This window comes from Nitriliruptor sp. (assembly GCF_040882075.1).
In the GTDB taxonomy this organism is placed as follows: domain Bacteria; phylum Actinomycetota; class Nitriliruptoria; order Nitriliruptorales; family Nitriliruptoraceae; genus Nitriliruptor.
The window spans coordinates 1-23606 of record NZ_JBBEBZ010000001.1 but is presented as its reverse complement, the minus strand read 5'-3'; the positions used below and the strand labels follow the sequence as shown (position 1 = coordinate 23606).

Annotated in this window: 22 protein-coding genes; 14 read left to right on the top strand and 8 right to left on the bottom strand. The window is 71.4% G+C overall.

The window, feature by feature from the left end; genetic code table 11:
• The first annotated feature begins 19 nt into the window (after window positions 1-19).
• Genes gatC through gatB form a run of 3 tightly spaced genes read left to right on the top strand, consistent with a single transcriptional unit; the run spans window position 20 to window position 3404 of the window.
• Entirely contained in the window at window positions 20-316 is a 297-nt protein-coding gene (gene gatC, locus WEB03_RS00110; protein ID WP_368068936.1) for an Asp-tRNA(Asn)/Glu-tRNA(Gln) amidotransferase subunit GatC, read from the top strand.
• A complete protein-coding gene (gene gatA / locus WEB03_RS00105) occupies window positions 316-1866 on the top strand; it encodes an Asp-tRNA(Asn)/Glu-tRNA(Gln) amidotransferase subunit GatA (RefSeq protein WP_368068935.1) in 1551 nt (516 codons plus the stop codon). Before gatC ends, gatA begins: the two co-directional genes overlap by 1 nt.
• A complete protein-coding gene (gene gatB / locus WEB03_RS00100) occupies window positions 1863-3404 on the top strand; it encodes an Asp-tRNA(Asn)/Glu-tRNA(Gln) amidotransferase subunit GatB (protein ID WP_368068934.1) in 1542 nt (513 codons plus the stop codon). Before gatA ends, gatB begins: the two co-directional genes overlap by 4 nt.
• 132 nt (window positions 3405-3536) lie before the next feature.
• Here gatB and WEB03_RS00095 read toward each other — a convergent pair whose 3' ends face one another.
• Both WEB03_RS00095 and WEB03_RS00090 read right to left on the bottom strand, forming a co-directional pair.
• A complete protein-coding gene (locus WEB03_RS00095; protein WP_368068933.1) occupies window positions 3537-3746 on the bottom strand; it encodes a dodecin family protein in 210 nt (69 codons plus the stop codon).
• Window positions 3747-4022: 276 nt separating this feature from the next.
• Window positions 4023-4547, bottom strand: coding sequence for a hypothetical protein (locus WEB03_RS00090; RefSeq protein ID WP_368068932.1), 525 nt, complete (start codon window positions 4545-4547; stop codon window positions 4023-4025).
• Window positions 4548-4647: 100 nt separating this feature from the next.
• Here WEB03_RS00090 and WEB03_RS00085 point away from each other — a divergent pair, with 100 nt between their 5' ends.
• The 4 genes from WEB03_RS00085 to ilvN all read left to right on the top strand — a co-directional run bounded on the left by WEB03_RS00085 (window position 4648) and on the right by ilvN (window position 10048).
• Window positions 4648-5304, top strand: coding sequence for a YigZ family protein (locus WEB03_RS00085; RefSeq protein WP_368068931.1), 657 nt, complete (start codon window positions 4648-4650; stop codon window positions 5302-5304).
• Between the two features lie 190 nt (window positions 5305-5494).
• Complete coding sequence (gene dxs / locus WEB03_RS00080) at window positions 5495-7399, top strand: 1-deoxy-D-xylulose-5-phosphate synthase (RefSeq protein WP_368068930.1); 1905 nt, start codon at window positions 5495-5497, stop codon at window positions 7397-7399.
• Between the two features lie 244 nt (window positions 7400-7643).
• The gene (gene ilvB, locus WEB03_RS00075) at window positions 7644-9515 is read left to right on the top strand and encodes a biosynthetic-type acetolactate synthase large subunit (RefSeq protein WP_368068929.1); all 1872 of its coding nucleotides are present in this window, start codon (window positions 7644-7646) and stop codon (window positions 9513-9515) included.
• The gene (gene ilvN, locus WEB03_RS00070) at window positions 9515-10048 is read left to right on the top strand and encodes an acetolactate synthase small subunit (protein ID WP_368068928.1); all 534 of its coding nucleotides are present in this window, start codon (window positions 9515-9517) and stop codon (window positions 10046-10048) included. Before ilvB ends, ilvN begins: the two co-directional genes overlap by 1 nt.
• 12 nt (window positions 10049-10060) lie before the next feature.
• Here ilvN and WEB03_RS00065 read toward each other — a convergent pair whose 3' ends face one another.
• Complete coding sequence (locus tag WEB03_RS00065; protein WP_368068927.1) at window positions 10061-10732, bottom strand: sensor histidine kinase; 672 nt, start codon at window positions 10730-10732, stop codon at window positions 10061-10063.
• A gap of 219 nt (window positions 10733-10951) precedes the next feature.
• Between WEB03_RS00065 and WEB03_RS00060 the strand changes: the two genes are divergently transcribed.
• The 4 genes from WEB03_RS00060 to WEB03_RS00045 all read left to right on the top strand — a co-directional run bounded on the left by WEB03_RS00060 (window position 10952) and on the right by WEB03_RS00045 (window position 16311).
• Complete coding sequence (locus WEB03_RS00060) at window positions 10952-12097, top strand: alanine--glyoxylate aminotransferase family protein (protein ID WP_368068926.1); 1146 nt, start codon at window positions 10952-10954, stop codon at window positions 12095-12097.
• A 109-nt stretch (window positions 12098-12206) separates the two neighbouring features.
• Window positions 12207-14639: a hypothetical protein gene (locus tag WEB03_RS00055; RefSeq protein ID WP_368068925.1), complete on the top strand. Its 2433-nt coding sequence runs from the start codon at window positions 12207-12209 to the stop codon at window positions 14637-14639.
• Window positions 14640-14670: 31 nt separating this feature from the next.
• The gene (locus WEB03_RS00050; RefSeq protein ID WP_368068924.1) at window positions 14671-15450 is read left to right on the top strand and encodes a lysophospholipid acyltransferase family protein; all 780 of its coding nucleotides are present in this window, start codon (window positions 14671-14673) and stop codon (window positions 15448-15450) included.
• A 72-nt stretch (window positions 15451-15522) separates the two neighbouring features.
• A complete protein-coding gene (locus WEB03_RS00045) occupies window positions 15523-16311 on the top strand; it encodes a lysophospholipid acyltransferase family protein (RefSeq protein WP_368068923.1) in 789 nt (262 codons plus the stop codon).
• A 7-nt stretch (window positions 16312-16318) separates the two neighbouring features.
• Here WEB03_RS00045 and WEB03_RS00040 read toward each other — a convergent pair whose 3' ends face one another.
• The 5 genes from WEB03_RS00040 to WEB03_RS00020 form a co-directional block, all read right to left on the bottom strand.
• The gene (locus tag WEB03_RS00040; protein WP_368068922.1) at window positions 16319-17194 is read right to left on the bottom strand and encodes a CoA ester lyase; all 876 of its coding nucleotides are present in this window, start codon (window positions 17192-17194) and stop codon (window positions 16319-16321) included.
• A 47-nt stretch (window positions 17195-17241) separates the two neighbouring features.
• A complete protein-coding gene (locus tag WEB03_RS00035; protein WP_368068921.1) occupies window positions 17242-18294 on the bottom strand; it encodes a CoA ester lyase in 1053 nt (350 codons plus the stop codon).
• A gap of 80 nt (window positions 18295-18374) precedes the next feature.
• Window positions 18375-19145 (bottom strand): ABC transporter permease, encoded by a 771-nt coding sequence (locus WEB03_RS00030; protein ID WP_368068920.1) that lies wholly within the window; start codon window positions 19143-19145, stop codon window positions 18375-18377.
• Between the two features lie 83 nt (window positions 19146-19228).
• Window positions 19229-20107 (bottom strand): ABC transporter permease, encoded by an 879-nt coding sequence (locus WEB03_RS00025; RefSeq protein ID WP_368068919.1) that lies wholly within the window; start codon window positions 20105-20107, stop codon window positions 19229-19231.
• Entirely contained in the window at window positions 20104-21117 is a 1014-nt protein-coding gene (locus WEB03_RS00020; RefSeq protein WP_368068918.1) for an ATP-binding cassette domain-containing protein, read from the bottom strand. Before WEB03_RS00020 ends, WEB03_RS00025 begins: the two co-directional genes overlap by 4 nt.
• A gap of 132 nt (window positions 21118-21249) precedes the next feature.
• Here WEB03_RS00020 and WEB03_RS00015 point away from each other — a divergent pair, with 132 nt between their 5' ends.
• The 3 genes from WEB03_RS00015 (at window position 21250) to phnD (ending at window position 23570) form a co-directional block, all read left to right on the top strand.
• Window positions 21250-21753, top strand: coding sequence for a MaoC family dehydratase (locus WEB03_RS00015; RefSeq protein ID WP_368068917.1), 504 nt, complete (start codon window positions 21250-21252; stop codon window positions 21751-21753).
• Window positions 21754-21866: 113 nt separating this feature from the next.
• Window positions 21867-22460 carry a hypothetical protein gene (locus WEB03_RS00010; RefSeq protein ID WP_368068916.1) on the top strand — a complete coding sequence of 198 codons (594 nt, stop codon included), beginning with the start codon at window positions 21867-21869 and terminating at the stop codon, window positions 22458-22460.
• Window positions 22461-22520: 60 nt separating this feature from the next.
• Window positions 22521-23570 (top strand): phosphate/phosphite/phosphonate ABC transporter substrate-binding protein, encoded by a 1050-nt coding sequence (phnD, locus tag WEB03_RS00005; RefSeq protein ID WP_368068915.1) that lies wholly within the window; start codon window positions 22521-22523, stop codon window positions 23568-23570.
• Window positions 23571-23606: the final 36 nt, after the last annotated feature.

Here is a 23606-nt window from a genome sequence, read left to right as displayed (position 1 = left end):
CCGCTCGAGGAGGCCCTCCGTGGCCCTGTCCGATGACGAGGTCCGCCACGTGGCGTCCCTCGCTCGCTTGGCGTTGACCGACGACGAGGTCACGGCGCTGGCTCCCCAGCTGTCGGCGATCCTCGACTACGCCGAGCAGGTCGGTGAGGTGGCTGCGGCCGACGTCCCGCCGACCACCCACCCCTTCGCGCTGACCAACGTCTCGCGGCCCGATGATCCGTCACCCTCGATGCCACGCGAGGACGTGCTCGCGATGGCTCCGCAGGTCGAACAGGACCGCTTCGCCGTCCCCCGTATCGTCGCGGAGGAGGGCTGATGACCGAGCTCACCACCCTGTCCGCCACCGAGTTGGCCGTCCGCCTGCGCGCTCGGGAGGTCTCCGCTCGGCAAGCCGTCGACGCCCACCTCGACCGCATCGCCGCGGTCGACGGGGTCGTCACCGACGGTGACGTGTGGCGCCCCGCGGACGAACCCGGCGACGGTGATCTGCACGCCTTCCTCGCCGTCACCGCGACCGCTGCCCGCCAGCACGCGGACGACGTCGACACCCGCCGCGCGGCCGGCGTCGAGCTCTCGCCCCTGGCTGGCGTGCCGCTCGCGCTGAAGGACGTCCTGACGATGCGCGGCGCCCCGACGACGTGTGGGTCGCGGATGCTCGAGGGCTGGATCCCGCCGTACGACGCGACCGTCACCGAGCGCCTGCGCGACGCCGATCTCGTCGTCCTCGGCAAGACCAACATGGACGAGTTCGCGATGGGCTCGTCGACCGAGAACTCCGCGTACGGCCCCACCCGGAACCCGTGGGACACCGATCGGGTGCCGGGTGGTTCCTCGGGCGGGTCGGCGTCAGCGGTCGCCGGGCTGCTCGCTCCGTTGTCGATCGGGACCGACACCGGTGGCTCGATCCGTCAGCCCGCGGCGTTGACGGGCCTCGTCGGCGTCAAGCCGACCTACGGCACGGTGTCACGCTACGGGCTGGTCGCGTTCGCCTCGTCGCTCGACCAGGCGGGCCCCTTCGCCCGCACCGTCGAGGATGCCGCCACCCTGCACGAGCTCATCGCCGGTCACGACCGTCGCGACTCGACCTCGGTCCCCGATCCGGTTCCGTCGCTGACCGCGACGATGCGCGACGGCATCGAGGGGCTGCGGATCGGGGTCATCTCCGAGCTCCGCGGCGAGGGGTACGAGCCCGGCGTCGCACGGGTCTACGACGAAGCGCTCGCCCGTTTCGAGTCGCTCGGGGCCACGCTCGTGGACGTGTCGTTGCCGAACGCCGCGTACGGCCTGCCGGCCTACTACCTCATCGCCCCGTCCGAGGCCTCGTCCAACCTGGCCCGGTTCGACGGCGTGCGGTACGGCGTCCGCGTCGACGCCGAGACCGCCGAGCTGATGAACGCGGCCACCCGCGAGCGAGGTTTCGGACCCGAGGTCAAGCGCCGCATCATGATCGGCACCCACGCGCTGTCGTCCGGTTACTACGACGCGTACTACCTGCAGGCTTCCAAGGTCAGGACGTTGATCGCCCGGGACTTCGCTGCGGCCTTCGAGACCGCCGACGTCCTCGTCAGCCCCACCTCACCGTCGGTGGCGTTCGGGCTCGGGACCAAGACCGCCGACCCGCTGGCGATGTACCTCAACGACGTCGCGACCGTGCCGGCGTCGCTCGCGGGTGTCCCCGCGATGTCGCTGCCGGCCGGGCTCGCCGAGGCGGCTGACGCCCCCGGCACGGCGCTGCCTGTCGGGTTGCAGCTGATGGCGCCGCTGCTCCGCGATGACCTGCTCTACCGCGCCGGGTACGCCTTCGAACAGACGACCGGCTTCTCCCCGATCCCGGTCGGTGACCGTGCCGTGGAGGTGACCGCGTGACCACCAGTGATGTGACCGAGGTGCCCGTCCCGGGCGAGCTGCGCGACGCCGACAAGCTGCAGAAGGACACCGGCACCGCGGGTGTGGTGCCCGAAGGCTGGGCGATCACCATCGGGCTCGAGGTCCACGTCGAACTCACGACCCGCACGAAGATGTGGTGCGGATGCTCGACCACCTTCGGCGGTGAACCCAACACCAACGTCTGCCCGGTCTGCACCGGCCAGCCGGGGGCGCTGCCGGTGGTCAACGTGCGGGCGGTCGAGGACGCGGCGCTGCTCGGCCTCGCGCTCAACGGGTCCATCGCCGAGGTGTGCCGGTTCCACCGCAAGAACTACTTCTACCCCGATATGGCCAAGAACTACCAGATCAGCCAGTACGACGTCCCGCTCGTCCACGACGGCTACCTCGACGTGCCCGGTCCCGACGGCCAGCCGCACCGGGTCGGGATCGAACGCCTCCACATGGAGGAGGACACCGGCAAGTCGCTGCACGTGGGCGAGTCCGGCCGGCTCCACGGCGCCGACCGGTCCCTGATCGATTACAACCGGTGCGGCATCCCTCTCCTCGAGGTGGTGTCGCGTCCGCACGTGCACGACCCGGACACCGCGCAGGCCTACCTGCGCGAGCTGGTCGCCATCGTCCGTGCGACCGGCGTCTCGGACGCCCGGATGGAGGAGGGCTCGATCCGGTGCGACGCGAACGTCTCGGTCGCCCGTCCCGGCGAGCCGCTCGGCACCCGCTGCGAGATCAAGAACCTCAACTCGGTGCGCTCGCTCGGTCGGGCGATCGCGTACGAGGCCGCCCGGCAGGTCGCCGTGATCGAGGACGGCGGCACGATCGTGATGGAGACCCGGCACTGGGACGAGGGAGGCGGTGTCACCGAGACGCTCCGCAAGAAGGAATCGGTGACCGACTACCGCTACTTCCCCGACCCCGACCTGGTCGCGATCGTGTCACCCGTCGAGTGGGTCGATGGCGTGCGGACCCGCCTGCCCGAGCTGCCCGCACAGACCCGGACCCGGCTCATCGATGCGGGCGTCGCGTCCGAGGCCGCCGGATCGCTGGTCGGTAGCGACCTGCTGCCCCGCTACGACGATGCCGTCGCGGCCGGCGCGGCACCGGATGCGGTCGCCAAGTGGCTGACCGGGGACCTGACGGGTCTGCTCGGCGCCGCGGGGCTCACGGCCGACGAGGCGGGCGTCACCGGCGCCCACGTCGCCGAACTCGTGCAGCTCGTCGAGGTTGGCACGCTGTCGACCAAGCTCGCCAAGCAGGTCCTGGAGGTGCTGGTCGAAGAACGTGGCGCGAAGGGGCCCGCGGCCATCGCGTCCGAACGCGGGTTGCAGCAGGTCTCCGACGAGGGCGAGCTGCGCAGCATCTGCGAGCAGGTCGTCGCCGACAACGCCGCCACCGTCGAGCAGATCCGCGGCGGCAACGACAAGGCCATCGGTGCGCTCGTCGGACAGGTCATGAAGGCCACGAAGGGGCAGGCCGACCCGCGCAAGACCAACGAGCTGCTCCGCGAGCTCATCGGTTGATCGGCGCCGCTGCGCGCCGTCGGCGCGCAACGGCGACCCACCTCGGTCCGGTCGCCACCGGGCGGTGGGGTCCGGGGTCACGAGGTCCTGGGACCTCGGACCCCCGCCCGTCGACGGTGGTGCGGGGGTCGGTCAGTCGTCGAGCTGGAAGGTCACCAGCAGGTTGACCTGGTAGCCCGAGACTTTGCCGTCGGTCAGGGTCACCCGCTGTTCCTTCACCCAGGCGGACTGGACGTTGCGGAGCGTCTTGTTGGCACGGTCGACGCCGGCCTTGATGGCGTCCTCGAAGCTCGATTCCGACTTGGCGCTGATCTCGGTCACGCGTGCCACGGTCGTCGTCATGGTTCTCCCTCTCGTCGGGTGTTGCGGTCGCCGCGCACCCTGGCGCCTCGAGCGCGACCGCGCAGGGGTCGAACGGCCACGACCACCGCGGCGACGCGAGAGCCAGCGCCCGTTCGGGCGTCGGTCGACAGGACGCCCATCTGGTCGCTGTCGTCGAGCAACCGACCGACCTCGGTCAGGATCTCGGTTCCGGTGCCACGGCCCTGGTGCGCAGGTGCCGTCGCCACCGCCTCGACGTCGCCCGGGAGGTCGCCGTGGTGAACGTGGAGATGGTCGTCACGCCTCGTTCCGGACCGGCCCGGAGTCGAAGGCCAGCAGGTCGGTCCCGAGGTGCGCCGCGGCTGCCTCGCTGGCGTTGCGCACCACCACACCGTGGGAGCGCTCGAACAGCGGCCGCGCGATCGGCGTCAGCAGGTCCATCCAGCGGGCGGTCGTCACGACGTCCCACACGAAGTGGACGTCGGTGGCGGTGGTCCCGCCGGAGAGGTCCCACGTGCCGGTGCCGTCGAGCTGCCCGGAGGAGCGCATCCGCAGGTGCGATCGCCAGCTCCCATCGGGGCGGGCGGCCGGCCCGTCCACCTCGACCGTCTCGATCGAGGCGGACAACCGGTACCCGACGGGTGCACGGACGGTCGCGTCGAAGGTGCGTCCCACGCCGCGTTCGTCCCCGTCGTCGACCCGGCGCACCTCGACGGCGTCGCCCCACAGCTCGAGCCACCCGGACGGGTCCACGATGGCCCGGTGCACCTCACTCACCCCGGCGCCGAAGCGCATCCGCGTCGAGAACCGGTACCTCGCCACGGGTCCCTCGCCGTCGTCGTGTCTGGTGGCGGGACGCTAGACGGCTCGTCGGCACCACGGCACGGGACCGTCGGGCGCCCGACCCGTTAGCGTCCCTGCGATGACCGACCACGTTGCCCCCGAGCCGCTCGACACCATCGCGGGCAGCGTGCGAGCCGAGATCGAGGTGAGCCGGTCGCGCTTCATCGCCGACCTCGTGCCCATCGCGGACGAGCCCGGCGCATCGGACGTGGTCGCTGCGGCGCGCCGCGAGTTCCACGGGGCCCGCCACCACTGCAGCGCGTGGGTGCTCGGCCCGGACGGTCAGCGGGTCCGCTCGAACGACGATGGTGAGCCCGCAGGGACGGCGGGTGCACCGATGTTGGCTGTGCTCGAGGGGGCCGCCCTCACCGACGTGGTCGCGGTGGTCACGCGCTACTTCGGCGGCACGCTGCTCGGCGCTGGTGGGCTCGTCCGCGCCTACGGGGACACCGTCAGCGCCGCGGTGGTCGCAGCGGAGCGGCGCCGCCGGCGGCTCGTGTCCCGGGTCGAGGTGCAGGTCGCGCACGCGGAGGCCGGCAAGCTCGAGCACCTGCTCCGACGGTGGGTGGAGGGTGCGCGGGGGGCGGTCGACGATGTCCGTTACGGGCCGACCGCGATCCACCTCGTCGTGGCGGTCCCGCTCGACGAGAAGGCGGAGCTGCTGGCGGCGCTGGCGGCCAGCGGGGTGACCCACCGGGTCGGCGAGCTCGGCGAGGCCATCCGCGCCCTACGGTGACCGTTGGAACCAGGGACCGGCCGGGGGCGCGACCCTCGCTGCGGCCGGGCGGCCGCACGTCCCGCGGGCGCTCACCCTCTACCCTCGGTGGCCGCGGGCGAGCGCCCGTGCGTGGCGCCCGTCGAGGCGTGCCCAACGACCGTGCCAGGACCGCTGCTCACAGACGGTGCCGAGGACCAGGAGCCCGACCGTGGTGCTCGAGAGGATCGGGTCGCCCGCCGACCTGAAGGCGCTGCCGCTCGAGGACCTTCCGGCGCTCGCCGAGGAGCTGCGGGCGGCCATCATCGCCGCGGTGGCGCGACTTGGGGGACACCTCGGCTCGAACCTCGGTGTGGTGGAGCTGACCATCGCGCTGCACCGCGTGTTCGACTCCGGCGGCCGCGACCTCCTGCTCTGGGACACCGGACACCAGGCCTACGTCCACAAGATGCTGACGGGCCGCAGTGGGATGTTCGACACGCTCAAGCAGTCCGGCGGGCTGTCGGGGTACCCGTCCCGCTCCGAGTCCGAGCACGACGTCATCGAGAACAGCCACGCCTCGACGGCGCTGTCGTGGGCCTTCGGCGTCGCCCGGGGCGAGCAGGCCAAGGACCCCGAGGACCGTCGCCGGGTCGTCGCGGTGGTGGGTGACGGCGCGCTGACGGGCGGGATGGCCTACGAGGCCCTCAACAACCTCGGCCACCACCGGCTGCCGGTCCTGATCGTGCTCAACGACAACGGCCGGTCCTACGCCGAGACCGTCGGGCGGTTGTCCGAGCGGGTGTCCGACCTGCGGACCGACCCGCGGTACCGCACCTGGCGTGCTCGCCTCGACCGGGTCCTGTCGCGGGTCCCGCTGGTTGAACGGGTCGCCGGCGCGGGGCTCGAGGGCATCAAGCAGTTCGTGTCCGACGCGCCGGCGCTGCAGTCCTTCGTCGAGGCGCTCGGGGTGCGGTACCTCGGTCCGGTCGACGGCCATGACGTCGCGCGGCTCGAGCACGTGTTGACGACGGCCGAGCGGCTCACCGGCCCCGTCCTGGTCCACGTCCTCACCCAGAAGGGCAAGGGGTACGAGCCGGCCGAGACCGACCTCGAGATGCACCTGCACGACACCTCGGCCTTCGACCTGCTGGCCGGTCCCGGCAACGGCGGTGTCCCCAAGCCGCGCGGGTGGACGGCGGCGTTCTCGGACGCCATCACCGACCTCGCGACGCGTCGTCGCGACGTGATCGCCATCACCGCGGCGATGCCCGGGTCGACCGGCCTGCTCCCGCTCGCCGAGCGGCGCCCCGACCAGGTGCTCGACGTCGGTATCGCCGAGCAGCACGCGATCACGGCCGCTGCGGGGATGGCGCAGGCCGGCTTGACCCCGGTCGTCGCGTTGTACTCCACGTTCTTCACCCGCGGCTTCGACCAGGCCAACCTCGACGTCGGGCTGCACGACGAGCACGTCGTCTTCTGCTTCGACCGGGCGGGCATCACCGGCAACGACGGCGCCTCGCACCAGGGCGTGCTCGACCTGGGGCTGATGCTGCGCATCCCGACCGCCACGGTGCTCGCACCCTCCACCGAGGAGGACCTGCGCGCCCTGCTCGAGGTGGCGCTCGACCTCGACGGTCCCGTGTCGTTGCGGTTCCCGAAGTACGCCGTCGCGACGGCTGCCGCCCTCGGGCTCGATGGGCCCGGGGAAGGGCTCGAGGCGGCGGAGGTGCGCCGGGTCGCGGAGGAGGTCGACACCGACCTGTGCCTGCTCGCCGTCGGCGACCGGGTGGGACCCGCCCTCGAAGCGGCCGAGCTGCTCGGTGAACACGGCATCGAGACGACCGTCTGGGACGTGCGTTCGGTGCGGCCCGCCGACCCGCGGATGCTCGCCGCAGCCGCGCAGGCGCCTCTCGTCGTCACGGTCGAGAACGGCTACGTCGCCGGCGGGGCCGGCGCCCACCTCGCCGACCGGATCGTCGAGTTGGCCGGCGTCCGCGAGGCGCCGCCGGTGCTGCGCCTCGGCGTGCCCGACACCTACATCAGCCACGCCAAGCCGGACGCGATCCTCGCCGAACTCGGGCTCGACGCCGCCGGCATCTCCTCCGCTGTCCGCAAGGTGCTCAGCGACGGGTAGGCGCGGGGACTTGCGTCGCGCCCGGCCATCGGGGAACATCGTCGGACTTCCCACCGGAAGACACGCGTTGCGCACCGACACCGTCACGACCCGCCCGGCGTTCCGCGCCGGGTCCGTCGTGTCCGTGATCGTCGTTACGTAGCGCGTGCTCGCTCGGGCACGCGCGAACCTCCCGGATCGGGAGGTTCTCTCGTGAGAGGGGTACCAACGGCACGGCGCCGATCCGCCGCCGACAGGAGACACGATGTCGCTCGCCCCCGAGGCCGCAGGACCCGGTTCCGCCGGGACCGCTCCGCGCCCGCACGAACGCACCGGTGAGGTCATCACCGGTGCACAGGCGGTCATGCGCAGCCTCGAGGCGCTCGGGGTCGACGTGGTCTTCGGCTACCCGGGTGGCGCCATCCTGCCGGCCTACGACCCGCTCATCGACGCCGGGTTCGAGCACGTGCTCGTCCGCCACGAGCAGGGCGCGATCCACATGGCGGAGGGCTACGCCCACGCGACGGGCCGCGTCGGCGTCTGCATCGTCACCTCGGGCCCGGCGGCGACCAACCTCGTCACCGGTCTGGCCGATGCTCACATGGACTCGCTCCCCATCCTGGCCATCACCGGACAGGTCGCCACGACCGCGATCGGCTCCGATGCCTTCCAGGAGGCGGACGTCACCGGCATCACGATGCCGATCACCAAGCACAACGAGATCGTGTACTCCGCCGACCGCATCGCTGGTGCGCTCGCCGAAGCGTTCCACATCGCCCGGTCGGGACGCCCCGGGCCGGTGCTGATCGACCTGCCGAAGGACGTGCTGAACGCGACCGTCGAGTGGCGCTGGCCCGACCAGCTCGACCTGCCCGGGTACCGGCCGACGGTGCGCGGTCACGGCAAGATGATCCGCGAGGCGCTCGACCTCATCGCCGGCGCGCAGCGCCCGGTCATCTACGCCGGTGGGGGTCTCGTCCGTGCGGGTGCTGACGCCGAGCTGCGCGAGTTCGCCGAGACGCTCGGTCTGCCGGTCGTGACCACGCTGATGGCCCGCGGGATCCTGCCCGACACCCACGAGCTGACCGTCGGGATGCCCGGGATGCACGGCCACTACGCCGCGGTCAAAGCCTTCCAGGAGACCGACCTGCTCGTCACCCTCGGTGCACGCTTCGACGACCGCGTGACCGGCGACCTCGGCAGCTTCGCGCCCCTCGCCAAGGTCGTCCACGTCGACGTCGACCCCGCCGAGATCGGCAAGAACCGGGCCGTCGACGTGCCGATCGTGGGTGACGTCAAGGTCGTGCTCGGCCAGCTGCTGGAGGTGCTCGAGGACAAGCGCGCCAAGGGGCAGCTCGAGGAGCTGGTCCCCGACGTGGCGGCCTGGCGGGACCACCTCGACCGGATGAAGTCCGAGCACCCCCTGCGTGTCGATCAGCCCGACACCGGCGTGCTCAAGCCGCAGACCGCGATCCGTGCCATCCACGCCACGTGGGGGGACGAGGCGGTGTACGTCGCCGGCGTCGGACAGCACCAGATGTGGTCGGCCCAGCACATCCCCTACAGCCGCGGCCGGCAGTGGATCAACTCGGGCGGGCTCGGGACGATGGGCTTCGCCGTCCCCGCCGCGATCGGGGCCAAGGTCGGGGTCGGGCGTGACGTCCCCGTCGTCGCGATCGACGGCGACGGCTGCTTCCAGATGACCTTCCAGGAGCTCGCCGCCGCGGTGCAGCACGACATCCCCGTGGTGTTCTGCGTGATCAACAACGGCTACCTCGGCATGGTGCGCCAGTGGCAGCACCTGTTCTACGACGACCGGCTGTCGCAGGTGGCGCTGCCGCAGGACCTGCCCGACCTGATGAAGCTGGCGGACGCCTACGGCATGCCGGGCTTCCGCGTCACCACCGTCGACGAGCTCGATGCGACGCTGGCCGAGGCGAAACGGATCACCGACCAGCCCATCCTGGTCGAGTTCCGCGTCGACCCGGACGAGATGGTCTTCCCGATGGTCCCGTCGGGAGCCAGCAACGACGAGATCCTCGAGTCCGCCGAGGAGTGGCACGCCCGTGCCGCGGCGGTGGCCGCGGTGGACGACAGCTCACCCCAGGACCTCGGCGTCGGACCGGAGATCATCTGATGAGCCACCACACCCAGCACACCCTGTCGGTGCTCGTCGAGAACAAGCCCGGCGTGCTCACCCGCATCGCGGGCATGTTCGCCCGGCGCAACTACAACATCCACTCGCTGGCGGTCGGCCCGACCGAGGATCCTCGCGTGTCCCGGCTCACGTTGGTCGTCGGGACCGAAGCGGTCCAGCTCGAGCAGATCGTCAAGCAGCTCAACAAGCTGGTCCACGTGCTGAAGATCGTCGAGCTCGAGGAAGGTGACACCGTCGAACGCGAGCTGCAGCTCATCAAGGTCGCGTGCGACGCCTCCACACGCAGCCAGGTCATCGAGCTCGCGAAGGTCTTCCGTGCCAACGTCGTCGACGTGGACCACGACTCGCTGACCATCGAGGCGGCCGGTGACCCCGAGAAGCTCGGGGCGATGGTCGAGCTGCTCGAACCCTTCGGGATCCGCGAGATGGTCCGGAGCGGGCGGATCGCGCTCGCCCGCGGCGCGCGCAGCATCACCGACGGGTCCAAGGTCCGGATGCAGCGCGTGGTCTGAACCCGTCCGCGGTCAGGTCGCGGCGGGGAGCTCGAGGGTGAGCACGGCCCCGCCCTCGGGGACGTCCCGGCCCGAGAGGTGGCCACCGAGCCGTCGGGCCAGGTCGGCAGCCGTCGCCAGACCGAGACCGCTCCCGTCGCGTCCGTTCGAGGTGGCACCGCGCACGAACGGCGCGAACAGATCGTCGTCGCCACCGAGCCCGGGTCCGTCGTCGTGGACCTCGATGGTGACGACCGCCCCTCCGCCGCCGATCGTCACCTGGACCGTCCCGTCGCCGCCGTAGCGCAGCGCGTTGTCGACCAGGTTCGTCACGATCCTCCGTAACGCGTCGGGGTCAGCGAGCGCGGACCGGTCCTGACCTGACACGACGGTTCGTGCCTCGGCATCGGCGCCGACGGACGCGATCGCCTCGAGCAGCACGCCTCGGACCTCGACCCGCCGAGGCGCGAGTGGCGTCGTGCCGACGCGAGCGTGTTCGACCGCCGCGGTGAGGGTGCGGTCCACGCGATCGAGCGCGGCTTCGGCCCGGCCGACCAGCGCTTCGAGGTCCGGTGCCAGCTCACCGAGCTGCTCGCGCACGAGCGACACCGCGCTGCGTGCGGTGAGCAGCGGCGTGCGCACGTCGTGAGCCAACCGCCCGACCACCTCGTCTGCTGCGGCGTGCGACGCGAGTGCTCGGTGCACCGCGGTGGCACCGGCGACGGAACCTGGCTCCGGTTGCCTCTCGGACACGCTGTACCTCCCGAGCGCCTCTCCGCGGCGGCTCAGCGGTGAACGGTACGGTCGCGTGCCGATGCCGTCGCGCGAACCGGAGCGACCGGCGCGGAAGCAGACCCCGTCGCACGAGGCCGCCCGAGATGCACCCCGTCGGGGTGGCACGCGACGACGACCGTAGGAGCCAGCGTGACCGCCACCGCCTTCCCCGCCGCCACCCCACCGGAGCGACTGCTCCTCGGGCCCGGCCCCTCACCGGTCCACGAGCGGGTCACAGCGGCGCAGGCGCGCCAGGTCGTCGGCCACCTCGACCCGTGGTTCCTCGAGGTGATGGACCAGATCGCCGCGATGCTGCGTGTGGTCATGCGCACGGCGAACCCGCTGACCTACGCGGTGTCGGGGACCGGGTCCGCTGGGATGGAGACGGCGGTGGTCAACACCGTCGAACCCGGCGACACCGTCATCGTCGGGATCAACGGGGTCTTCGGCGGTCGCATCGCGGACACGGCGGAACGTGCGGGTGCCGAGGTCGTGCGCATCGAGGAGCCCTGGGGCCGGATCATCGCGACCGACCGCGTCGCCGAGGCGCTCCAGGCACACCCCGGCGCGAAGTTCGTCGCCCTCGTCCACGCCGAGACGTCCACCGGCGCCCACCAACCGCTCGAGGAGGTCGGCGCGCTCCTGGCCGACACCGACACCCTGTTCCTCGTCGACAGCGTGACCGGTCTGGGTGGCGTCCCGCTCGAGGTGGATGACTGGGGGGTCGACGTCCTGTACTCCGGCACCCAGAAGTGCCTCTCGGTCCCCCCGGGGCTGGCGCCGGTCACGTTCTCGGCGAAGGCCGAGGCCGTCCTCGACGCGCGCACGGCTCCCGTCCGGTCGTGGTACCTCGACGTGTCGGCGATCCGCACGTACTGGGGACAACCCGCGGGTGGGGGGTCGGCGAAGCGCGCGTACCACCACACCGCGCCGATCAGCGCGCTCTTCGGGCTGCACGAAGGGCTGCGCATGGTGCTGGAGGAGGGTCTCGAGACCCGCTGGGCCAGGCACGCGGAGGTGGGCGAGCTGTTCCAGAGCCACCTCGAGGACCGTGACATCGAGCTGCTCGCCCAGCAGGGGCACCGGCTGCCGCAGCTGACCTCGTTCGCGTGGCCGGAGGGCGTGGACGAGGGCGCGCTCCGCAGCCGCCTGCTCGACGAGCACGGCATCGAGGTCGGTGGTGGGCTCGGCACCTTCGCGGGCACGGCCTGGCGGGTGGGCCTGATGGGCGAGGGGGCGACCCACGCGAACGTCGACCGTCTGCTCGACGCGATCGACGAGCTCCGCGAGCGCTGACCTCCCGTCACCGCGACGGTCATCGGTCGTTCGAACGGGGGAACCGGCGGGTACGCGGGGCGGGGTATCGCCGCGTGGTCCAGGGCCGCCGGAGCCGGGAGAGCTCGTCGTGCGTCCATCGTCGCTGCGTTCCGTCCTCGCCATCGGCACCGCAGGGGTCATGGCCCTCGGCGCCGTGCCGCCACCCGTCAACGGCGTACCGGTCCCGGACCCGCTGGGTCCGATCGTGGGCGACCTCGTCGCCGCGATCCCGCCGGAGGCGCTCGGTGCGCTCGGCGACCTGTCGTCCCTGGTGCCCGAGGACGGTCCGCTCGGCACCGTCGGTGACCTGGTGCGTCCCGCCCGGGACGCTGAACCGGTCGTCCTGACCGGCACGGCCCTGCCGGCCTGGTCGCGCTCGCCCGCCACCGGCACGCCGGCGACCTACCCGGGCGGCACCGACGAACAGAACGGCCTCGGCGACCTGGTCCGGTCCGCGCACCACGGCACCATCGTCGTACCGCCCGACCCACGCGACGGCACGAACGCTCCCGTCGACGCGGTCACCGCGTGGCGGTGGGATCCGGACGCCGGGTTCGTCGAGGTGCCCGTGCAGGTCGATGAACGCTTCCCCCACTTCCTCGCCAACGCCCGCTCGACGTTCTCGGTGTACTCCGGCGCCGACACCGAGCTGACCTACGCCTGGGGCGGCGACGGACGCAGCACCGTCGGCGAGGAGGCCTGGAAGAAGGTCGCCGGCGAGTGCGTCGCCCGGTACCCGGAGGCGGACGAGCTCGAGACGCTGGCGGCCGTAGGGGTCATCACCCCCGGCCAGGGCGAGACGCTGACCGACTACCTCGGCCCGAAGGCCGACCCGGTCCCCGGCCTCGACGACGACGACGAGATCGCCTTCCTCGCCGAGGACGCTGGCCCGCGTGCCCCGGCCGACCGCGCTCCTGACCGCGTCGACGGCGCCTCGAAACACGAGGTCGTGCTGGTCGACCCGCTCACCGGCGAGGTGTCGTACATCTACCTCTTCCTGGCCGACGACGGTCCGTCGTTCAGCGCCGATGACGGGTACGTCCAGCTCGAGCGGGATGACACCGCCGACTGGTGGGCGGACCGGGGCAGTTGGGCCGCGACCGACCCCGAGAAGATCGGCACGTCCAACACCGGGTACGGCGCGAACCTGCCCGGGACCGCGTGCGTCGTGGCACAGGGCCGCGACTACGAGCTCGGGCAGGCACGGCCCTCGAGCGATCGGTTCCCGCTCGACGGCATGAAGGTGCGCACCGACGCTTACGAGTTCGACGCCTCGGGTCGCTGGATGAAGCGCGCGATGCGCATCGCCCCGCCCGGCGCCGCCCCGTCGAAGGTCGGCACGCCGTTCGACGACCGTGGCTGGGAGTACGGCGATGACCTGGTCGACCGCTGGAAGGGCCGGGCGTTCCAGCAGTCCCCGGACTCCGCGGTCTCGCTCGTCGGTTTCGAGGACGAGCAGGTCAACTGGGAGGCGAACGCCTCGCTGATCGGGTGGCGGTCCGGACCGGTCCGCGCCATCCGCGAGGTCTGGGGTGCCGACTCCGGGACCAACGTGACCAAGACCGAGACCTTCTACCGCGACGGGATCCAGTACCGCTACCGGGTGCGGGTCCACCCGATCCCGCCGGACGGCCTCTACACCTCGTGGGACTACGACGGTGACGTCGCGGCTTGCTACTACAACGTGACCACGGTGCTGCAGGACCGTCGCGACGGCGACTGCGTCGGCGGCGTCCAGGTCGACGGTGTGGACGACGAACGGGTCGGCAACATCGACGGGTTCGACCTGAACGGTGACGGGGACATCGACTTCCCCGCGTTCTTCGACGTCACCGATCCGACCTTCGACGTGCCGCTCGCGTTCGGCCGGTGGGAGCAGGTCTCCGGCAAGGACGACAACGGCAGCCTGGTCTACCTGTTCGAGATGACGGGTCCGACCACGCTGACCAACCCGATCGTCATCCCCTACTACCGCGACGACGCGTGCCTCGACGACGGGACCGGTGACCTACCCGTCGCGCGTCCGTGGCCGGGCGAGCCGTCGACCGACCAGCGGGTCGTGGCCGGCTACCAGCTGGCCGGGGGGTACGGACCGGACGACGAGGTGCCGTGCGCGGACCGTCAGGGTGCGTACGGCAGCCACGGGGTCCACTTCCTGGTCACCCACGACAGCGATAACGCCTTCGTCGGCTCACCGGTGCCGCTGACCGAGATCGACGGGTCGCAGTGGCAGTGGGCCGTCCCGACCGAGGCGCCTGGTGCGGTGGGCGATCGGTACGCCCAGACGCGGCGGGTCCCGCTCGTGCCGGTGGTGCTCGGCCAGGGCTCCGCGGTCGTGGCGAGCCCCGATGACGGTGGCCCGGATGACGGCGGCCCGGACGACGGCGGCCCGGACGACGGCGGCACCGATCCAGGGGGTCCGGACCGCGGACCGTCGTCCTGCCCCGATCGAGGTGGCCCGCAACGGGGTGACCCGGACCGCGGCGAGGGAACGCCGGGGCGCGGTTGCGGCCGACGCTGAACTCCACGGCCGCCGGCTACGGTCGGTGGCCGTGGAGCGACAGCGGCTGACCTGGAAGTGGCGCGTCATCACCGGTCTGGTGGTGGCGTTCGTCCGCCTGTGCCGGTGGCAGGTCGACGTCCAGGGCCTGACCAACGTCCCCCGACAGGGCGGGGCGGTGCTCGCCTTCAACCACCACTCCTACCTCGACTTCGTCATGTTGGCGTGGGCGCCGGTCCTGCGGGTGAAGCGCACCGTCCGGTTCCTGGCGAAGCGCGAGATCTGGGCCTCGCCGTGGACCGGGTGGCTCGCTCGCTGGGCCGAAGCGGTCCCCGTCGACCGCAGCTCGGCGACCGCCCGGGCCGATGCCTACGGCGCTGCTGTCGCCGCGTTGCAGGCCGGCGATCTGGTCGCGGTCGCTCCCGAGCAGACGATCTCGACCTCCTTCGACCTGCTGCCGTTCCGCACCGGTGCGGTCCGGATGGCGCAGCGGGCCGGCGTCCCGATCGTCCCCGTCATCGGCTGGGGTACCCAGCGCCTGGCCGCCAAGGACGTCGGGTTGCACATCCGGTCCGGTCGCGGCATCCCGATCGTCGTCCGCTACGGACCACCCCTGCACGTCGGGACCGACGAGGACCCGGCGGCGGCCACGGAGCGGCTGCAGGAGGCGATGACCGAGCTCCTCGACGAGGTGCAGCGCGACTACCCGGACGGGACACCGCCCGGTGCCTGGTGGGTCCCCGCCCGCCTCGGCGGCGGCGCGCCCGACCACGACGGGGTGCAGCGCGCCCACCTCGCCCGCTTCCGCGCGAAGGGACCCGACCCCGGCTGATGAGGGTCACGGGTTTCCGGAGAGCCGTCCGAGCCAGACCGTCCACCCTCCCACCGACCGCCGGAGCAGGCCGTGCCGCGTCCCATCCACCCCGGCAACCCGCGGGCATCCTGGCTCTACCGGTTCGCGGCGTGGTTCGCGTTCGCCGTCATGCGGCTCCAGCGTTGGCGCATCAGCGTCCGTGGGCTCGAACACGTACCGATGGCCGGCGGCGCCGTGATCGCGGCGAACCACACCTCGTTCTGGGACTTCTTCACCGTGGGACGCGAGCCCTACCTCCGCTGGAGCAGGCCCGTGCGGATCATGGCGAAGGAGTCGCTGTTCCGTGCGCCCTTCTTCGGGTTCCTGATGCGGCGGGCCGAGCACCTCCCCGTCCACCGTGGGGCTGGTGGGGACGCGCTCCGCAGCGGTGTCGTGGCGCTCGAAGCGGGCGAGCTCGTCCTCGTCCTGCCCGAACAGACCATCTCGCCCTCGTTCGAACTGCTGCCGTTCAAGACCGGCGCGGCCCGGATGGCCGCCGCTGCCGGTGTCCCGCTCGTCCCAGCGGTCTCGTGGGGATCGCACCGGTTCCACACCGTCGGACGGCGTCCGCGGTGGTCGTGGCGCCTGCACGTGAGCGTCGCGTACGGGGAACCGCTCCACCCCTCGCCGGACGATGACCCGCGGGAGGTCGCGGCCGAGCTCCGGCACCGCGTGCAGACGTTGCTCGAGGAGGTGCAGGCGGGGTACCCGGATCACGTCCCCGGGGCCTGGTGGATGCCGGCGCGGCTCGGCGGGGGTGCTCCGACGACCGAGGAGGGCGACCGCATCCTGGCCCGGATCCGCGAGGGCTGGAAGCCCAAGGACGCGGCGACCGGCTGAGCTCGCGTCAGGCGTCCAGGGTGGCGATCGCTCCGGCCCGAGCGACGGTGTCGCGTGCCTGGTCGACGTGCAGGTTCTCGATCATCCGACCGTTCACGGTGACCACACCGCGCCCCTCGCGTTCGGCCTCCTCGAAGGCGGCGATGATCTCCTCCGCACGGGCGACCTCATCGTCCGACGGCGCGAAGACCCGGTTGGCCGGTTCGAGCTGCTTCGGGTGGATCAGCGTCTTGCCGTCCATGCCGAACTGGCGGCCCTGGAGGCACTCGGCCTCGAACCCCTCGGCGTCGTCGAGGTCGTTGTAGACGCCGTCGACGATGGCCTTGCCACCCTCGCGCGCGCCGATGACCAGCTGCTGCAGCGCCGTCAGGAGGGGAGCTCGACCCGCGACGTGCTCGGCACGCAGCTCCTTGGCGAGGTCGTTGGTCCCGACGACCAGCACCGCCAGCCGCTCGGACGCCGTGGCGATCTCGAAGGCGTTCCGCACCGCCGCGGGGGTCTCGACCATCACCCAGATCCGGGTGCGATCCGGTGCACCGCCCGCCTCGAGCGCCCGCTCGATGGCGTGCACCTCGCCGGCCGATCCGACCTTCGGCACCAGCAGCGCGTCCGGGCCGGCCGCCGCGATGGCGGCGACGTCGCCCTCGTACCACGTCGTGTCGGCACCGTTGGCGCGGATCGCGACCTCGCGACGTCCGTACCGTCCGGACGATGCGGCCTCGCACACGCGGTCGCGCGCCTCCTCCTTCGCGTCGGGTGCGACGGCGTCCTCGAGGTCGAGGATCAGCGCGTCAGCCGGCAGCGAGGCGGCCTTCTCGAGGGCGCGGTCGTTCGCGCCCGGCATGTACAGGACGCTGCGGCGGGGACGGGTGGTGTCGGTCACGGTGATCTCCTCGGAGCGCTCGGGGGCGGCGGACCTGGCGGCGGTCGTCAGAGGTCGTAGGCCGCGGCGAGGTCGTCGTCGCGCTCGGCGAGCGTGCGGGCGAGGTCGAGCACGACCAGGCACTGCTTGTAGGTCGCATCGTCCTGCATCTTGCCGTCGATCATCACCGCGCCCGTCCCGTCGCCCATCGCCTCGACGACCTTCTTGGCCCACTCGACCTCCTCGACCTCGGGGGAGAAGACCTTCTTGGCGATGTCGATCTGGACCGGGTGCAGCGACCACGCACCGACGCACCCGAGCAGGTAGGCGTTGCGGAACTGGTCCTCGCAGGCGACCGTGTCCTTGATGTCGCCGAACGGGCCGTAGTACGGCAGGATCCCGGCGGTCCCGCAGGCGTCGACCATCCGGGCCACGGTGTAGTGCCACAGGTCCTGCTGGTAGGTCGTGCGCTCACCTTCGATGTCGCCGTCGACCGGGTCCTGGCGCACCAGGTAGCCCGGGTGACCGCCACCGACGCGGGTGGTCTTCATCCGACGGTCGGCGGCGAGGTCGGCCGGGCCGAGCGACAGTCCCTGCATCCGCGGTGAGGCGAGGCAGATCTCCTCGACGTTCGCCATCCCGCGGGCGGTCTCGAGGATGGCGTGGACCAGGATCGGACGGGTCAGGCCGGCCTTCGCCTCGAGCTGCGCGAGCATGCGGTCGACGAAGTGGATGTCCTCCGCGCCCTCGACCTTGGGCACCATGACGACGTCGAGCACGTCGCCGATCTCGGTCACCAGGGTGGTGAGGTCGTCGAGGATCCACGGCGAATCGAGCGCGTTCACCCGGGTCCACAGCTGCGTCCCTGTGGAGCTGTCCCAACCGCGTCCGACCTCGACCAGGCCGTCGCGTGCCGCGTCCTTCTTGTCCGCCGCGACCGCGTCCTCGAGGTTGCCGAGCAGCACGTCGACCTTGGGCGCGATGTCGGGGACCTTGCCGACCATCTTCGGGTTCGACGGGTCGAAGAAGTGGATCATCCGCGAGGGCCGTGCGGGTACCTCACGCACCGGCTCGGGTGCTCCGAGGGCGAGCGGCTTGAAGAAGTCCTTGGGGCTACGCAAGGGAGAGCCTTCGTGACGGCGGCGAGGTGGCAGATGCCGAACGGTAGGCGCGGGGCCGCGTCACCACCGAACCGGCGTCGTCAGGCGGAGGCGCCGGCGTAGTTCCGCAGGCCCAACCGCCAGAACCAGCGGGTGACGGCGACCAGCACCAGCGTGAAGGCGACGGCGCCGCCGAGGGCGAGCAACCCGGCCCGTCCGGTCAGCGCCTCGGACGGGAGGGTGACGGCGAACGCGAGCGGCACCAGGACGGTGAACACCAGCCGCAGCCAGCCCGGGAACAACCCGATCGGCCAGCGACCGGCCTGGTAGAGCCCGTTGAACAGCTCGGCGACGTGCTCCATCCGCACGATCCAGAAGGCACCGGTCGTGATGATCAGCCACAGGCAGTAGATCATCACCGCGCCGAGCGGCAACGCGACCAGGAACGTCCCGACGCTGAGCACGGTCACGGCGACGCCGGCCTGGACCGCGGCGACCACGACGACGCCGAGCCCGACCACGACGTCGACCAGCGGCCACACCGTGATCCGGCGCAGGCTCACCACCAGTTGGGCGTCCACCGGCTTGATCAGGGCGAAGTCCAGCTTGCCCTCGCGGATGTCCTCCATCAGCAGCTGCATCGAGGGCTGGATCAGCGACCGGATCACGCCGCCGAGCGCCGTGTGCACCCCGACGACGACCATCAGCTCCCACGGGCTCCAACCGCCGAGCGACGGGGTGTAGAGGAAGACCAGCGCGACCACGGCGATGGCGGTCGCCAGCGCGACCAGTGACTGGAACAGCTGCAGGAAGAAGTTGACCCGGTACTGCAGTTCGTTGAGTGCGCTGACGCCGACGAGGGTGCGGATCACGTCCCGGCGGCGGACCACCGCGGGTCGCGCCAGACCAGCCCGGTCCGGCCGCCGGCCGGGTGCAGTGTCCGGGGTCGGGGCCATCAGTTCCCCACCGCGCTGTAGCGCCGGATCGCGCGCTTCCACACCACCATCGCCAGCAGCCAGCCGAAGCCGATCCAGAACAACTGTGCCAGCAGTCCACGCACGAGTTGGGGGCCCGAGAGGTCGCTGACCAGCGCCTCGATCGGGAACCCGAACGTGGACCGGAACGGCAGGAGGTCGACCCAACGCAGCACGGCGTCGGGCATCAGGTCGAGGGGAACGAGGCGGCCCGACAGCAGCAGTTCCGCGGCGAAGTACAGCTCGAACAGGGCCGCGACCCGCGTGGTCCAGAGCGTCACCAGGCCGAGCACGAACAGCAGCAGGGTGCGGATGACGTAGGCGCCCCAGATCGCGACGAAGAAGGTCGCGGCCTGGGCGAGGTTCACCGATAGTTCGGGGGGGAACAGCAGCGCGAGCACGACCGCGATCGGGACCCAGAGCAGGACCGCGATCACCTTCCAGCCCGCGAAGTAGGCCAGGTCGTAGTGCAGCGGGTGGATCGGGCGGACGAGCATCCCCGACAGCTGTCCCTCGCGGATGCGGAACTCCCAGCCGTAGGGCGTGAACACGATGTTCATGTTCCGGACCAGCATCCACACGATGTAGTAGGCGGCGAACCCGCCCGGCGTGTAGCCGCCGACCGAGCCGCCGCTGGCCTCGGCGACCACCGACCACACCACGAGGTAGATGACCGGCTCGACCACCATGCCGATCATGTACATGTAGTTGGCGGCGCGGTACTGGAACTGCTCCTGGACCGCCGTGCGGGCGACCGTGGCGTAGAAGTCGAGCATCTGCCGTGGCCGGCCGACCCGCGCGAGCGGCGGCCGGGCCGGAGGCGGTGGGACCCGGTGCTGTTGCGCCGTGTCGGCGCTCATCCGGGCAGCTTCTCGTCGCTCGGGACGGCGCTGCCCGGCTCGTCCGGCGTGGCGAAGACGCGCTCGATGACGTCGTCGATCGGGGGATCCTCGATGGTCAGGTCGGTCGGCTGCAGGTCGGCGAGCAGGCGCGCCGCGACGGCGGATGCGTCGGCCCTCGGTACCCGCAACGTGACGCGCGCGCCGTCGACCGCGACCACCTCGCCGTAACGGGACAGGTCGGCGCCCGGATCGACGAGCGTGACCCCCACGGTCTTGGCGGTCTCGAACCGTGCGGCGAGCTCGGACAGGGGGCCGTCGTAGAGCAGCCGACCGTGGTGGATCACGATCACGCGGCGGCACAGGGCGGAGACGTCGGCCATGTAGTGGCTGGTGAGCATCACCGTCGCCCCGTAGCGAGCGTTGTACCCGGCCAGGAACGTCCGGATGCGCTTCTGCATCGTGACGTCCAACCCGATGGTGGGCTCGTCGAGGAACAGGACCTGCGGCCGGTGCAGCAGCGCGCCGGCGATCTCGGCCTTCATGCGCTCGCCGAGCGAGAGGTTGCGCACCGGCTTGGTGACGAGGTGACCGATCTCGAGCAGCTCGACCAGCTCGTCGCGGGTGCGATCGAAGTCGGTCCGCGCGATGCCGAAGATCGCCCGGTTCATCTCGAACGAGTCGACGACCGGCAGGTCCCACTGGAGCTGGTTGCGGTTGCCCATGACCAGCGTGATGCGGGCCAGGTACTCGCGCTCGCGCCGCCAGGGCTCGTGGCCGAGCACGCGGGCCGTGCCGGAGGTCGGGTGCAGCAACCCCGAGAGCATCTTGAGCGAGGTGGTCTTGCCGGCACCGTTGGGACCGAGGAAGCCCACCACCTCCCCGGGTTCGATCGTCAGCGACAGTCCTTCGACGGCCCGCACCTCGCGGTGCTCGCGACGGACGAGCGAGCGCATCGCCGCGCCCAAGCCGGCCTCGCGGACCGGGACGCGGAACACCCGCGTCAACTCGTCCACCTCGACGTCCGCCAAGCTCGGTCCCTCCGCGTGGGAGGGGAGAGCTAGCAGGTCGCGTCGTGCGATGGCCGCCAGCTTGCGTCGGCGTGCCCTCGCCGACCACGATGCCGCTCCCGCTGCCCCGATCCCCGCCCCAGGAGCTCCGCCATGCCCACCGAGGACTTCGGCCGCTACCTCGACGACTTCGAGGTCGGTGACGTCTACAAGCACTGGCCCGGCAAGACGATCACGCAGGCCGAGGACATCCTGTTCTGCTCGATCACGATGAACCAGCACCCGCTGCACTCCGACGACAACTACGCGGCGGCGGCCACCCCCCACGGCAAGGCCATGGTGGTCGGCAACCTCGTGTACTCGATCGTGCTCGGTCAGTCGGTGCCGGACGTGTCGGGCCGGGCCATCGCCAACCTCGAGATCGAGTCGCTCAAGCACGCCAACCCGACCTTCCACGGCGACACCATCTACTCGGAGACCGAGGTCCTCGAGAAGCGCGAGTCCAAGAGCAAGCCGGACCGCGGCATCGTCAAGGTCCGCACCATCGGTTACAAGCAGGACGGCACGGTCGTGTGCGAGTTCACCCGGAGCGTCCTGGTCCCGAAGCGTGGACACGGCTTCGATGGCCACGTCGGGCGGCCGGAACCGCAGCGGTGAGCTCCCCAGAGGGGTGACCGCGGCGTGACCGCTGGGTGAACCTCTCGTGCACGGTGCGCGGCACCCGTGCGACATCTCCACCTGCCGACGGCGGCTCCGTAGGCTGCGCCACGATGGGACTTCGACTCGGTATCGACCTCGACGGCGTGGTCGCGGACTTCAACCGCGGCTGGACGGCGGCCTACAACGATGCCTTCTCCGGGCAGCTGGAGGCGGACATGGTCGTGTCGTGGGACAGCCCGCTCGAACTGACCCACTTCGGGGACATGGACGCGTTCTGGGCGTGGGCCCGGGATCACGGCGGGCACAGCGTCTTCCGCCACCTCGAGCCGTACCCGGAGGCCGCCGAGAGCCTGCGGGAGTTCAACCGTGCAGGGCACGATGTGGTGATCCTCACCGCCAAGCCCGACTGGGCCGTCCACGACACGCTCGAGTGGCTCGCCGACCACAAGATCCCCACGCGGGACATCCACTTCCTCGAGGACAAGCACACGATCGCCTGTGACGTGTACCTCGACGATGCGCCGCACCAGGTGGAGACCATCGCCGACCACCGGGCGACGACCGCGACGGTCTGCCGCTTCGTGCGCGCCTGGAACGATCCGGTCGAGGGTTCGGTCGACGTGCACAGCTGGGAGGATTTCCGACGGCTCGTCCGGCAGCTCGCCGAGCAGCCCGGAAGTGTCCGGTCGAAGGTGACCGGGTAGCAGGAGCAACGCCGCGACTGGGGGCCCTCTGGTCGCGTCCGACGTAGAGGGGTGCGACCAATGAAGATCCGGAAGTGGACCGCGCTGAGCGCGGCCGCCGTCCTGCTCGCCGCGTGCGGCGGCACCGACGACGAACCCGAGGACACCACCACGGAGACCGAGGCGACCGACGACGGCGCCGAGGAGACCGAGGACGACGGCGAAGCCGCCGCCGGCGAGGACTGGCCGGACGAGCTGGTGCTCGGCCTGGTGCCCTCGCAGGACATGGACAAGCTGGTCGAGGACGCGAGCGTGCTCGGTGAGCTGCTGTCCGAGGAGCTCGGCATCACCGTGACCACCAACATCACCGACGACTACACCGCCCTGGTCGTCGCGATGGGCACCGGCCAGGCCGACATCGGCATGTTCGGACCGATCGCGCTCGCGCAGTCGGTCGACCAGTCCGACGCCGTCCCGATCCTCCAGTCGGTGCGGCGCGGCGCGGCGACGTACCACACCCAGTGGTTCACCAACGACCCGGACCGCTTCTGCGACGACGAGCCGGTCGAGGCCGAGAACGCCGAAGGTTTCACCTACCTGTACTGCAACGGCACGGACGCCGCGGACGCCGGCCCGGTCGGTGAGGACGCGCTCAACAACATCGAGGAGGGTGAGACCATCTTCTTCGTCGATGAGGCGTCGGCGTCGGGGTACTACTACCCGGCGACCCAGCTGCAGCAGGTGGCCGGTATCGACCCGTTCGGTACCGAGATCGACCCGCAGTTCGCCGGTGGCCACCCCAACGCCATCCTCGCGGTCCTGCGCGGTGACGGCGCGATCGGCACCAGCTTCGACGACGCCCGCAACGTCGTGGTCGAGGACGAGCCCGCGGTCGCCGAGGACATCGTCGTCTTCGCGTGGTCGACCGAGATCCCCAACGACGGCATCTCGGTCTCCGGCGACCTGCCGGAGGACCTCGTGCAGGCCATCACCGACGCGTTCCTCGCGCTCGCGGCCGACGAGGAGGGCAACGCCGCCCTGTTCGAGGTGTACGAGATCGAGGACCTCGTCGAGGTCGACATGGCCGCCATCGACGAAGCACGTGCCGTCGCCGAGAACTTCGGCGACTGACCGTCCCTGCTGCGCGCCCGGGCCGGTGACGGCCCG